This is a genomic window from Serratia sp. TSO36 (assembly GCF_057808395.1).
This window is the reverse complement of the sequence record NZ_JBJZOU010000024.1, coordinates 187,426-200,443: the sequence shown is the minus strand read 5'-3', so window position 1 is coordinate 200,443 and position 13,018 is coordinate 187,426. Positions and strand designations below refer to the sequence as shown.

Here is a 13,018-nt window from a genome sequence, read left to right as displayed (position 1 = left end):
AGGGATTACAGCGCGTTTTCCAGCACGTAGATCTCGGTGCCCAGCACGTAGTCCTTGATGGTCTCGCGGTGCTTGAGCATATGGTCGATCTGCAGGTGTTTTTCCAGATGCGCCTGGCTTTGCCATTTTTCCAGCATAAACACCGAGTCCGGCGACAGTTTCTGCCAGGGGGCCTGGGTGTGGCTGTCTACCATCGGCGTGTATTCGCCGCAGCCTTCTTCCGCCAGCACCAGTGGCACCAGTTTTTCAATTGCTTGTAACACGGTGGCGCGGTGGCCGGGTTTGACTTTGATTTCTGCGATTACGGTGATCATCATTACCTCGTTGGTTAAGCCCTTCGCTGCCAGTTAAGCAAAAATTCCCGCCAGATGCTCGCGATAACGTGCGATGTCCGTTTCGATATCCGGTTGTTTTATCACGTCATTGCAGATAAAGGTCGGCAAGGCTTCCATCCCCAGGAACTGGTTGGCCTTGTGGAAGTGCAGGTAAACGCCGTCGACGCCGACGCCGTGGAAGAACTGGTTCGGATCGGTGAAGGCTTCGAGCGGGGCGTTCCAGGTCAGGCTCAGCAGGTATTTTTTGCCCTGAATCAGGCCGCCGGAGCCGTACTTCTTGCCGGCGTCGGAGCGGGTGCGGCCATCGCTGGCGTACAGGCTGCCGTGGCCGGCGGTGAACACTTCGTCGATGTATTTTTTCAGGATCCACGGCTCGCTCATCCACCAACCCGGCATCTGATAGATGACCGCATCGGCCCACAGGTATTTCTGCACTTCGGCTTCGATGTCATAGCCGTCGTCGACCACCGTGACCTGCACATCGTGCTGCAGATCGCGCAGGAAGCTTTCCGCCACGTCGCTCAGGGTTTGGTTGAGTTCGCCGTTGGAATGGCCGAATTGCTTTTTAGCGTTGATAATCAGGATATTGCTCATCTTTTGCGGCTCCCGTCAGAGTTAAGATTGATGCCGTTTTCCGCTGCGGTGCGCAAAAACAGCTTGCTGAACGAGAGTGTAATCGCTGGCCAGGCAAGTAAAAACGTGACGGCGGGCACAACAGTGTTGATTGTTAATCAACAATAACGATGGGATTTTGCCTAAACGCCCCGGCGACAGCGCCTTCGGCCGACGATCCTTGCGCCAACTGTGACAGCCACCCCGCAGATGGGTTACTATCGCGGGCAGAATCGACAAGCGATGCCTTATTGTCGTCCAGGGATTGCCAAGCCACGGTCTGAGGATAATTGAGTAATGAGTGATCTGACTCATGATGGTGTAGAGCGTTTACCGCTGCACACATTCACTGAAAACGCCTATCTGAACTATTCCATGTACGTCATCATGGATCGGGCGTTGCCGTACATTGGCGACGGTTTGAAGCCGGTACAACGCCGCATCATCTACGCCATGTCTGAACTGGGGCTGAACAACAGCGCCAAATTCAAGAAATCCGCCCGCACCGTGGGCGACGTGCTGGGTAAATACCACCCGCACGGCGACAGCGCGTGTTATGAAGCCATGGTGCTGATGGCGCAGCCGTTCTCGTATCGCTATCCGCTGGTGGACGGCCAGGGGAACTGGGGGGCGCCGGACGATCCCAAGTCGTTCGCGGCGATGCGTTATACCGAATCGCGCCTGTCCAAATATGCCGAAGTCTTGCTGGCCGAGCTGGGGCAGGGCACCGTCGACTGGATCCCGAACTTTGACGGCACGCTGCAAGAGCCGAAGATGTTGCCGGCACGCCTGCCGAACATCCTGCTGAACGGCACCACCGGCATCGCCGTCGGCATGGCGACCGACATTCCGCCGCACAACGTGCGCGAAGTCGCCGCCGCTGCGGTGGCGCTGCTCGACAAGCCGGGCGCCTCGCTCGACGATCTGCTCGAATTCGTGCAGGGGCCGGACTTCCCGACCGAAGCCGAGATCATCACCCCGCGCGACGAAATCCGCAAAATTTACCAGAGCGGGCGCGGCTCGGTGCGCATGCGCGCCGTGTGGAAGAAAGAAGACGGCAGCGCGGTGATCACCGCCTTGCCGCACCAGGTGTCCGGCGCCAAGGTGCTGGAACAGATCGCCAGCCAGATGCGCGCCAAGAAACTGCCGATGGTCGAAGATCTGCGCGATGAGTCCGACCACGAAAACCCGACGCGTCTGGTGATCGTGCCACGCTCCAACCGTATCGATCTGGAACAGGTGATGAACCACCTGTTCGCCACCACCGATCTGGAACGCAGCTACCGCATCAACATGAACATGATCGGTCTGGATAACCGCCCGCAGGTCAAAGGGCTGGTGGAGATCCTCACCGAATGGCTGGCCTACCGTCGCGACACGGTGCGCCGCCGCCTGAACTACCGCCTCGAGAAGGTGCTGAAACGCCTGCATATCCTCGAAGGTTTGCTGGTGGCGTTCCTCAATATCGACGAGGTGATCCACATCATCCGCAGCGAAGATGAGCCGAAGCCGGTGCTGATGCAGCGTTTCGGCATCTCCGACACCCAGGCGGAAGCGATCCTCGAGCTGAAACTGCGTCACCTGGCCAAGCTGGAAGAGGTCAAGATCCGCGGCGAGCAGGATGAGCTGGCGAAAGAGCGCGATCAGCTGCAGGCGCTGCTGGCGTCCGAACGCAAGCTGAACACGCTGATTAAGAAAGAGATCCAGGCCGATGCGCAGACCTACGGCGACGATCGCCGTTCGCCACTGACCGAGCGCGCGGAAGCCAAGGCGATGAGCGAGCACGACTTCGTGCCGTCCGAGCCGGTGACCATCGTGCTGTCTGAAATGGGCTGGGTGCGCAGCGCCAAGGGCCACGACATCGATCCGGCCGGCCTGAGCTACAAGGCCGGCGACAGCTTCCGCGGCGCGGCGCGCGGCAAGAGCAACCAGCCGGTGGTATTCATCGACTCCACCGGGCGCAGCTATGCGCTCGATCCGATGACGCTGCCTTCGGCGCGCGGGCAGGGCGAGCCGCTGACCGGCAAGCTGACGCCGCCGCCGGGCGCCACCATTGAGCAAGTGCTGATGGCGGCCGACGATCAGAAGCTGCTGATGGCGTCCGATGCCGGTTACGGCTTCGTTTGCACCTTCAACGATTTGGTGGCGCGCAACCGCGCCGGCAAGGTGATGATCACGCTGCCGGACAACGCCAGGGCGCTGCCGCCGATGGAAATCCACGGCGCAGACGACATGCTGCTGTCGATCACCGCCGCCGGGCGCATGCTGATGTTCCCGGTCGCCGATCTGCCGCAGCTGTCGAAGGGCAAAGGCAACAAGATCGTCTCCATTCCGGCAGCCCAGGCGGCGGCCGGTGACGACAAGCTGGCCTGGCTGTTCGTGCTGCCGCCGCAGGCGTCCGTCACGCTGCACGTCGGCAAACGCAAGCTGACGCTGCGGCCGGAGGATCTGCAGAAGTTCCGCGCCGAGCGCGGGCGCAAGGGCACCCAGCTGCCGCGCGGCCTGCAGCGCATCGATCGCGTCGAAGTGGATGCGCCGGTGCGGGCGTCGGGCGGCGACAGCGAAGAGTAAGCGTTGGCGCCAGCGTTAACGGGCGGTCGCAGCATGCTGTGGCCGCCTTATTTATTTTTACTGGCGTTTATTTTCCAAATAGTTAACATTTCTGCGCATAAAATTATTGTGCGTATTGCCGGCTGGCGGGAAAATAGCGAGAAAGGCAGGCGACATCGGCGTGCTTATCGCCTGGCCGGCAAATAATGAGTAAAGGAATCTGCGCAGCGAAGTAAACTGCGTTGGCAGTGTGCTAATGAGGTTGTTATGTTATTGATTTTGCGTGCCGTTCTCGCGACTCTTTTCTGTATTCTGGTGTGTATTTTCGGTTCTGTTTATTGCTTGTTTAGCCCGCGCAATCCCCGCCATGTGGCGACCTTCGGCCACCTTTTCGGCCGCCTGTCGACGCTGTTCGGCATCAAGGTTGAAACCCGCGTGCCGGCCGATGCGGCCAACAACGGCAACTGCATCTATATCGCCAACCACCAAAATAACTACGACATGGTGACGGCCGCCAATATCGTGCAGCCACGCACCGTGACCGTCGGTAAAAAAAGTCTGGTGTGGATCCCGTTTTTCGGCCCGCTGTATTGGCTGACCGGTAATCTGCTGATAGATCGTGATAATCGCGCCAAGGCGCACGGCACCATCGCCCAGGTGGCGGAGCAGTTCAAAAAGAAAGACATTTCGATCTGGATGTTCCCGGAAGGGACCCGCAGCCGCGGCCGCGGGCTGATGCCGTTTAAAACCGGCGCGTTCCACGCGGCCATCGCCGCCGGCGTGCCGATTGTGCCGATCTGCGTATCGACCACCAGCGGTAATATAAATCTTAATCGCTGGAATAACGGTCACGTGATCGTCGAGATGTTGGCGCCGGTGGATACCAGCAAATACGGCAAAGAAAACGTGCGCGAGCTGGCGGCGCATTGCCGCGAGCTGATGGAGGCGAAAATCGCCCAATTGGACGCCGAAGTCGCCCAGCGCAACGCCGCCAAAAAATAAGAGTCTACCGGCTTCAAAGAATACGTTTTTAATTGGCGTTCAGCGCCGTTAACGCCTGAGCGCCTGCTAATCTTGATTGGCGGGCGTTTGGGTTTTGCACACGGTTTAGTTATTGCTTTTCATGGAGAAAATATGTCACTCAGTCGACGTCAGTTTATACAGGCATCGGGCCTGGCGCTGTGCGCGAGCGCCGTGCCGCTGAGGGCAGAGGCGAGCGGAACGCAGACCCCATTACCCATCCCTCCACTGCTGGAGTCTCGCCGCGGTCAGCCGCTGTTCCTGACCCTGCAGCGCGCCCACTGGGCGTTTATGGATAGCCGCAAAGCGGCGGTGTGGGGCATCAACGGCATGTATTTGGGGCCGACGGTGCGGGTTTACAGCGGTGACGACGTCAAGCTGATCTACAGTAACCGCCTGCAGGAGCCGGTGGCGATGACCGTCAGCGGTCTGCAGGTGCCGGGTACGCTGATGGGCGGCGCGCCGCGCATGATGTCGCCCAACGTCGACTGGTCGCCGGTGCTGCCCATCCGTCAGGCGGCGGCCACCTGTTGGTACCACGCCAATACGCCGAACCGTATGGCGCCGCACGTTTACAACGGGCTGGCCGGGCTGTGGCTGGTGGAGGATGCCGTCAGCAAAGCGCTGCCGCTGCCCAACCACTACGGCGTCGACGATTTCCCGCTGATCATTCAGGACAAGCGCTTCGATAACTTCGGCACGCCGCAATACGATGCGCCGTCACAGGGCGGTTTCGTCGGCGATACGCTGTTGGTCAACGGCGTGCAAAATCCGTATGTCGAGGTGTCGCGCGGCTGGGTGCGTTTGCGCCTGCTCAACGCCTCCAACGCGCGCCGCTATACCCTGCAGCTCAGCGACGGGCGCCCATTCAACGTGATCGCCAGCGATCAGGGCTTCCTGCCCGCGCCGGTCGCGGTGCAGCAGCTGTCGCTGGCGCCGGGCGAACGCCGGGAAGTGCTGATCGACATGTCGAAGGGCGAGGAGGTGACCATCACCGCCGGTGAAGCGGCGGGCATCATGGATCGCCTGCGCGGCCTGTTCGAGCCGTCGAGCATTCTGGTGTCCACCCAGGTGCTGACGCTGCGCCCGACCGGCCTGCTGCCGCTGGTGACCGACAACTTGCCGATGCGCCTGCTGGCGGATCAGCTGTTGGACGGCAGCGCCAGCCGCACCCGCGATTTCCGCCTGGGCGACGGCGGCGTCGGCATCAACGGCGCGATTTGGGACATGAACCGCATCGACGTGCAGGCGCAGCAAGGCACCTGGGAACGCTGGAACATTCATGCGGATACGCCGCAGTCGTTCCATATTCAGGGCGTGCAGTTCCTGATCAAACGCGTCAACGGCGCGCAGCCGATGGCGGAAGATCGCGGCTGGAAGGACACCGTCTGGGTCGATGGCGACGTCGAGCTGCTGGTGTATTTCAACCAACCTACCTCCGAACACTTCCCGTTCCTGTATTACAGCCAGACGCTGGAGATGGCCGATCGCGGCACCGCCGGCCAGCTGATGGTGCAGCCGACGATGTAATCTGCGCTGCGGGCCGCTTACGGTGCCCGCAGCATCTCCAGAAAGGCCTCTACGACCGGCGTGACGCTGTCGGCGCGGTAAACCGCGTACAGATCCGCCGGCGGCGCCTGCTGCAGCGAGCAAAAGCGGACGCCGGGCCACGGGATGCGGCCGTAGCTGTCCGGCAGCAGCGTAATGCCGCAGCCCTCCGCCACCAGCGCCAGCAGGGTTTGCGGCTCGTTGACCTGATAAGCGACGTCCGGCAAAAATCCCTGTTGCAGGCACAGATTGTGCAGATACAGCCCCAGGCTGGCCTCGTGCGGCGGCAGCACGATGAAACTGTCGTTCTGCAGCGCCGCCAGCGGGATGCTTTCCTGCTGCGCCAGCGGATGATCGAGCGGCAGCACCACGGCGATGCTCTCGCTCGCCAAGCGTTGGCAGGTTAACCCCGGCAGCGTCTGTTGCTGCGCCTCTCGCCAGACCCCGATATCGATATGCCGCTTTTGCAGCGCGGCGATTTGCTGGCTGGGCGTCAGCTCGTTCAACGACCAGGTGACGCCGGCGTTTTGCTCGCTGAACCGCCGCAGCGCCGCGATCAGGCCGCCCCAGGCCGAGGTGCCGACCATGCCGACCACCATGTGGCCGCCTTCGCCGCGCCCCATCTGTTGCACCTGATGCAGCGCGCTGTCGGCCTGATCCAGCAGGCGCTCGACGTTGCGCAGCAGCGTGCGGCCGGCCGGCGTCAGCGTCATTGAGCGGGTGGTGCGTTTGAACAGCACCACGCCGAGCTGGCTTTCCAGCTCCTTGATGTGCTTGCTGAGCGGCGGCTGTGACATATTCAGCCGCCGCGCCGCCTGGGTGAAGTTCATCTCTTCCGCCACCACGCGGAAATAGTGCAGCAGGCGGAAGTTAATCCGGCCGGGATCGGGCAGGGCATGGGGCGGGTTCATCCGGGGTATCGCCTCCTTGTGACGCAGCTCAACTTATAGGTAAATGGAATAAATCGGCCGCCAAGAATGTATTGGTCTCGGCCGCGCCTCGCTCTCTACTATGGGGATTATTATCCCCCGCTGAAAGAGAGAATACGATGTTTAATCAAGAAGATGCTTTTACCTGCGCCGATGTCGTCCGCGCACGCCTGCCGGGTTTCCAGCCGAAAGCGGCCTTGATTCTCGGCTCCGGGCTCGGCGCCCTGGCGGAGGTGATGACCGAAACCGTCACCATCGACTACGCGGAGCTGCCGGGCTTCCCGGTGAGCGGCGTCGCCGGCCATGCCGGGCAGCTGGTCGCCGGCAAGCTGGAAGGCGTGCCGGTATTGTGCATGAAAGGGCGCGGTCATTTCTATGAAGGGCGCGGCATGCAGGTGATGACCACCGCGGTGCGCACCTTCAAGCTGCTGGGCTGCGAATTCCTGCTGGCGACCAACGCCGCCGGTTCGCTGCGCCGCTCGGTGGCGCCGGGCAGCCTGGTGGCCATCACCGATCACATCAACTTCATGCCGGAATCGCCGCTGGTCGGCGCCAACGACGAGCGCTTCGGGCAGCGCTTCTTCAGCCTGGCGAACGCCTACGATTGCGATCTGCGCGCCCGGCTGGCGGCGGTGGCCGAAAGCGCGGGCATTCCGCTGGCGGAAGGGGTATTCGCCGCCTACACCGGGCCGAATTTCGAAACGCCGGCGGAGATCCGCATGATGCAAACCCTGGGCTGCGACGTGGTGGGCATGTCGATCGTGCCGGAAGTCCTGACGGCGCGCCACTGCGGCCTCAAGGTGCTGGTGGTGTCCGCGATGACCAACTACGCCGAAGGGCTGTCGGATACGCCACTCTCCCATGAACAAACGCTCAGCTGCGCGGCGCTGGCGGCGGACGATTTCATGCGCCTGATCCGCGAGCTGTTCAAAACGCTGTAACACCGCAGGCAAACCGGCGGCGGGCTGCAGGGGGCCCGCCGCACCAATCATCGTTGAAAGCATAATAACAAGGTGATGGCGATGGCGATAAAAGCACGATTGAAGGTCATGATTTTCCTGCAGTTCTTTATCTGGGGTGCCTGGTTGGTGACGCTGGGCTCCTACATGATCAACACGCTGCATTTCAGCGGCATGCAGGTGGGGATGGTTTACAGCGCCAAAGGCATCGCCGCGCTGATCATGCCGGGGCTGGCGGGCATCATCGCCGATCGGTGGATGAAGGCCAACTACCTGTATGCGCTTTGTCACCTGCTCGGGGCGCTGGCGCTGTACTGTGCGGCGCAGGTCGAGCAACCGATGCTGATGTTCTGGGTGATGCTGTTCAACGCCATGGTCTATATGCCGACCATCGCGCTCTCCAACGCCATTTCCTATTTTTGTCTCGAAAAGCACGGCTTTGACACGGTGAAGGACTTTCCGCCGGTGCGGGTGTACGGCACGGTGGGGTTCATTCTGGCGATGTGGCTGGTCGGCTTTAGCCGAATCGAGCTCAGCAATCTGCAGCTGTATCTGGCTTCTGCGGCGTCGCTGCTGCTGTCCGCTTATTCACTGACGCTGCCGCGCTGCCCGACCAACCGCGCGGCCGAGTCGAAGAGCTGGGTGAGCGTGCTGGGGCTGGATGCGCTGGTGCTGTTCCGCCAGCGGCGCATGGCGCTGTTTTTCCTGTTCGCCATGTTACTTGGCGCGGCGCTGCAGATAACCAATACCTTCGGCAACCCGTTCCTGCACGATCTGTCGCTCAACCCGCTGTATCAGGACAGCCTCAGCGTCCGGTATCCGGCGGTGCTGCTGTCGCTGTCGCAGATCTCCGAAGTGTTCTTTATCCTCACCATTCCCTTCTTTCTGCGCCGTTACGGCATCAAGCAGGTGATGCTGATCAGCATGGCGGCCTGGACGCTGCGCTTCCTGTTCCTGGCCTATGGCACGCCGGTCGGCTTTGGTTTCGTTCTGCTGCTGCTGTCGATGATCGTCTACGGCTGTGCGTTCGACTTCTTTAATATCTCCGGCGCCATCTTCGTCGAGAAAGAGGCCGATCGCCGCATCCGCGCCAGCGCGCAGGGGCTGTTCATGACCATGGTGAACGGTTTGGGCGCCTATTTGGGGGCGCTCGCCAGCGGCGAGGTGGTGGACTTCTTCAGCCATGACGGCGTGAAAGACTGGCAGAGCATCTGGCTGGTGTTTGCGCTGTATACGCTGGTGTTGGGGATCGTGTTCGCGTTGAGCTTCAACTATCGCCACCCGCCGCAGGAGAGTGCGGTAGCGGCGCAGTAAGCAGAGGGCGCAGCTGGCTACGCCCTGAAACGTCAGGCCTGCGGGAAGCGCTGTTGCAACTGCTGCCGGTCCGGCGGATTGGCGGCGCCGAGGCTGGCCACCACGCAAGCGGCGACCCGGTTGGCCAGATCGACCGCCTGCGGCAGCGGCCAGCCGGCGGCCAGGCCCGCCAGCAAACCGGCGCAGTGGGCATCGCCCGCGCCGATGGTGTCGACGACGTCTACCGGATAGGCGGGCACGTGCAGCGGCGGCGTGCGGCCGTCGCAGATCCACGCGCCGTCGCGATCCAGGCGGCAAATCAGCGTCAGGTTACGGGCGGCGGCATAGCGCTGCGCGGCCTCCACGGCGTCGCCGGCGCCGCACAGCGCGGCCACTTCGTCGCGGTTGAGCGTCAATAGGGTGTGGCTGTCGCTGAGCATGGCGAAGAAATCTTCGCTGAGCTGAGCGATGCGCGGGCCGGGATCGATCAGGCGCGGTTGGTCGAACGGCATGCGCGTCAGCCACTCGCGTAGCGCCTCGCCGCTTTCGCCCGCCAGCTCGTAGCCGCTGGCGTAGATCAGGGTGTGCTCCGTCAGCGGCAGCGTCGCCAGCTGCGCTTTATTCCATTGGCTTTCGCAGCCGGAAACCGTGATGAAGGTGCGTTCACCGTTTGGCTCCACCAGCGCCAGGCACCAGCCGTTGTCCATCTGGCCGTGGCGCAGCAGCACCTCCAGCCCCAGCTCGCCCATGGCGGCTTCGACCGCCGCGCCCCATTCACCGTTGCCAACCGGCATGCCGTTAATCACCTGCGTTTCCAGGCGCACCAGCGCGCGCGCCACGTTGAACGCGCAGCCGCCGATTTGCCGCGCCTGCGGCTGGGCTTCGATATCTTCGCCGCTGGTCGGCAGGCGCGGCAGCGTCATCACCAGATCGCCGACCGCGCCCCCAATCACCAGGACAGGTGTTACAGCTTCCCACTCACTCATTGATGTTCTCTGCGTTGGGTCAGGTACAGACCGTAAGCGATCAGACTCACCGCGAACGACACAAACAGCCCCAGGCTGGAATCGGCGAACAAGCCTTTGGCCAGCGGGCCGTCGATAAAACCGGTTTTGGTGACCAGCAGGCCGCACAGGGCGCCGAGGAACCAGCAGAACAGCGGGGCTTTGCGCACGCCGCGGTTCTGGCCATGCAGGCCGTACAAAGCGTTGCCATCATACCCGTGGCGGCGGCGCAGGCACAGGTAATCGAGCAGGAAAATCGCCTCCCAGGCCGCCAGGAAGACGCCGCAGAACACCAGGAAGGAGATGAACGGCCCCATGAAATCGCCGGAGATGAACAGCACATACAGGGCGATGCCCAACACCACCACCGCGTCGATCGACACCGCCAGCCACTGCTTGACCTGCACGCCGATGGTCAGCAGGTTCAGGCTGGCGGAATACAGGCTGAGCACCGCGATGGTGACGATGCCGGCGGTGGCGGCCAGCAGATAAGGAATGGCCATCCAGGCGGGCAGCACCGAGCCTATCAGCGCGATGGGGTTGGCGGCGCTGGCCAGATCGGGCAACTGCACGGAAAGCAGGATGCCGGCCAGCATCAGCAGCATCAGCGGCAAACAGGCGCCGCCCATTACCGCGGCGAAAATGCTTTTGCTCGACGAGCTCGGGCTTTGATAGCGGCTGTAATCGGCGCCGGCGATCGCCCAACTGATGCCGGTACCGGCGGCAATCACCGATACCGCCGGCAGGAAGCCGGTCAACCAGCTGCCGGAAGGCAGCGCCAGCACCTGGCTCCACTCGGTGTTGAACAGGATATAGAGCACCACGATCAGCGTCATGGTGCCGAAGATGCGGCTGAACCAGCTTTGCATCCAGACCACGGTATTTTGCCCCAGCAGGCTGACGACGACAGTGAGCCCGCCGAACAGCAGCAGGCTGAGCGCGGTCAGCAGGTGGCTGCTACCCAACCCGAAGGCCTCGAACAGCGCCGCCAGCGTCAGGGTGCCGGTGATCACGTTGACCGCTTCCCAGCCCATCAGGTTGATCCAACTGAACAGGGTGGGCGCCACGTTGCCCTTCAGGCCGAAAATCACCCGCGAGAGCGTCAGCGTAGAGGTGCGCCCGCGCTTGCCGGCGAAGCTGGTGAGGCCGACCAGCACGAAGCTGGCGACGCCGACCAGCGCGGCGAGTACCGATTGCAGGAAGGATAAGCCGAAGCCGACGATAATGGCGCCGTACACCACGCCGAGAATGCCGATATTGGCCGCCGACCAGATCCAAAACAGCTCGATGGGCTTGCCGGTCTGTTCCGCGTCCGGCACCCGATCGATACCGGTGCTTTCTACCTTCCATGCTTCATTGCGATTGATATCGGTCATAGCAAATGATCCCTGTAGCGCAGGGCCGCGAGGGCCGCCGCAGTTGACTGAAAATCGATTCCGTTGGCGCGGTTGACGCCGGCTATTCCGTTGTCGGTGAAGACGCCGATTCCGCGCAGTGTGTAGCGGCTGATACCGCCGGGTCTGTCAAAGTGAGGGCGGTATCCGCCTTATCGGGTGAGGCACGTCGGCCGCACGGCGCCAATGAGTGTAGTCAAAGAGTGGGTCTGCAGCGGGGTTTGGCGAAGCGGGAACGTTTCTATTTGCCGACATCGATCCGTTGCGCCCACCGCGGGGGATCCTGTGATGAGGCTATGAGCAGTGAGCAAGCTATCCATTAGCTACGTTGCTTATTCTCGGCCGTTTGTGCTGACAGTATATCCCCGCTGCCGGCCATCAAGGGTATCCTTTAGGGCTGGCAGCGGGTTTTTTATTGTTTTTAAAGTGGGTCCCTGGTGTTGGTGCGATTGATGTATCAACATCAATAAGCACAGATTACGCGCGATCTAGATCCAATGAAAGTCCATTAGGCAAAAATTGTGATGCCACTCTGAAAACATTAGCGATATTTTAGTTAAGGTGAGGGGCTTATCGCCGGGTCGGCGATAGGATAAAAAACGAAATCCAGACAAATGGCATAGGTAAGAGGGCGGGCGAATGACGGATTTTATGGCCTGGCTGCGTGACCATCTGGCGCAGGGGGCGGTAGCGCCGCGTTATATTCAGCTGGCGATGGCGATAGAAACCGCAATCAGGCAGCAGGTGCTGGCGGCGGAGGCGTTTTTGCCGCCCGAACGGCAGATGGCGGAAGGACTGGCGCTGTCGCGCGTCACCGTCAGCAAGGCGATGAAACTGCTGGAGGAGAAGGGGCTGATTTTGCGACAGCAGGGCGTTGGCACCCGCGTGGCGATGCACATTGGCTATTCCCTCGATAAGGACAGCGGTTTCACCGCTCAGGCGCTGCGTCACGGCAGCAGCGTCAGCAATCGATGGCTGCTGCGCACCCGGGTCGGCGCGCCGGCCAAGGCCGCGGCGGCGCTGGGGCTGACGGAAGGGGATGAGGTGGTCAAACTGCGGCGTTTGCGCTTGCTGAACGGCAGCCCGGTCTCGCTGGAAACCACCTATATTCCGCCGCGCTTCCTGCCCGAACCGGGGCAGCTGGAACATTCGCTGTATGCGTTATGGCAATCGCGCGGCATCGTGCCTGAAGATAAACACTTTCTGCTGAAGGCGGTATCCTGCAGCGACGAGGTTGCCGAGCTGCTCAACGTGCCGTGCGGCGCGCCGTTGTTGCACATCACCCAGACCAGCCGCAATGCCCAGGGTGAGGCGCTGGAGTTCAGCGATATCTTGTGCCGCAGCGACGTTTATGAATTCGAAGTGAACGGTTAG

General features: G+C 61.8%; 11 protein-coding genes. 6 read left to right on the top strand and 5 right to left on the bottom strand.

Annotation, left to right across the window (positions count from 1 at the left end; all coding sequences use genetic code 11):
- Positions 1-5: 5 nt before the first annotated feature.
- Positions 6-314 (bottom strand): putative quinol monooxygenase, encoded by a 309-nt coding sequence (locus tag ACK3CV_RS21685; RefSeq protein WP_033638602.1) that lies wholly within the window; start codon positions 312-314, stop codon positions 6-8.
- Between the two features lie 33 nt (positions 315-347).
- Complete coding sequence (locus ACK3CV_RS21680) at positions 348-929, bottom strand: NAD(P)H-dependent oxidoreductase (protein ID WP_164141364.1); 582 nt, start codon at positions 927-929, stop codon at positions 348-350.
- Between the two features lie 315 nt (positions 930-1,244).
- Here ACK3CV_RS21680 and parC point away from each other — a divergent pair, with 315 nt between their 5' ends.
- The 3 genes from parC to ftsP all read left to right on the top strand — a co-directional run bounded on the left by parC (position 1,245) and on the right by ftsP (position 6,047).
- Positions 1,245-3,518 (top strand): DNA topoisomerase IV subunit A, encoded by a 2,274-nt coding sequence (parC, locus tag ACK3CV_RS21675; protein WP_033636058.1) that lies wholly within the window; start codon positions 1,245-1,247, stop codon positions 3,516-3,518.
- 246 nt (positions 3,519-3,764) lie between these two features.
- A complete protein-coding gene (locus tag ACK3CV_RS21670) occupies positions 3,765-4,499 on the top strand; it encodes a 1-acylglycerol-3-phosphate O-acyltransferase (protein ID WP_033636057.1) in 735 nt (244 codons plus the stop codon).
- 132 nt (positions 4,500-4,631) lie between these two features.
- Positions 4,632-6,047, top strand: a complete 1,416-nt coding sequence (ftsP, locus tag ACK3CV_RS21665) for a cell division protein FtsP (RefSeq protein WP_033636056.1) — start codon at positions 4,632-4,634, stop codon at positions 6,045-6,047.
- Between the two features lie 17 nt (positions 6,048-6,064).
- Here the strand turns inward: ftsP and ACK3CV_RS21660 are convergent, their stop codons facing one another.
- Positions 6,065-6,976, bottom strand: coding sequence for a LysR family transcriptional regulator (locus ACK3CV_RS21660; RefSeq protein ID WP_033636055.1), 912 nt, complete (start codon positions 6,974-6,976; stop codon positions 6,065-6,067).
- Between the two features lie 137 nt (positions 6,977-7,113).
- On the opposite strand from ACK3CV_RS21660, the gene xapA reads away from it, so the two are divergent.
- Both xapA and ACK3CV_RS21650 read left to right on the top strand, forming a co-directional pair.
- The gene (xapA, locus tag ACK3CV_RS21655; RefSeq protein WP_049212934.1) at positions 7,114-7,935 is read left to right on the top strand and encodes a xanthosine phosphorylase; all 822 of its coding nucleotides are present in this window, start codon (positions 7,114-7,116) and stop codon (positions 7,933-7,935) included.
- An 81-nt stretch (positions 7,936-8,016) separates the two neighbouring features.
- Positions 8,017-9,267 (top strand): nucleoside permease, encoded by a 1,251-nt coding sequence (locus tag ACK3CV_RS21650; RefSeq protein ID WP_033636053.1) that lies wholly within the window; start codon positions 8,017-8,019, stop codon positions 9,265-9,267.
- Between the two features lie 32 nt (positions 9,268-9,299).
- On the opposite strand, the gene ACK3CV_RS21645 is transcribed toward ACK3CV_RS21650, so the two are convergent.
- Positions 9,300-10,232: a PfkB family carbohydrate kinase gene (locus tag ACK3CV_RS21645; RefSeq protein WP_164141366.1), complete on the bottom strand. Its 933-nt coding sequence runs from the start codon at positions 10,230-10,232 to the stop codon at positions 9,300-9,302.
- Positions 10,229-11,626 (bottom strand): purine-cytosine permease family protein, encoded by a 1,398-nt coding sequence (locus tag ACK3CV_RS21640; RefSeq protein WP_025304294.1) that lies wholly within the window; start codon positions 11,624-11,626, stop codon positions 10,229-10,231. Before ACK3CV_RS21640 ends, ACK3CV_RS21645 begins: the two co-directional genes overlap by 4 nt.
- A 657-nt stretch (positions 11,627-12,283) precedes the next feature.
- Between ACK3CV_RS21640 and ACK3CV_RS21635 the strand changes: the two genes are divergently transcribed.
- Positions 12,284-13,018: a GntR family transcriptional regulator gene (locus tag ACK3CV_RS21635; protein WP_126171088.1), complete on the top strand. Its 735-nt coding sequence runs from the start codon at positions 12,284-12,286 to the stop codon at positions 13,016-13,018.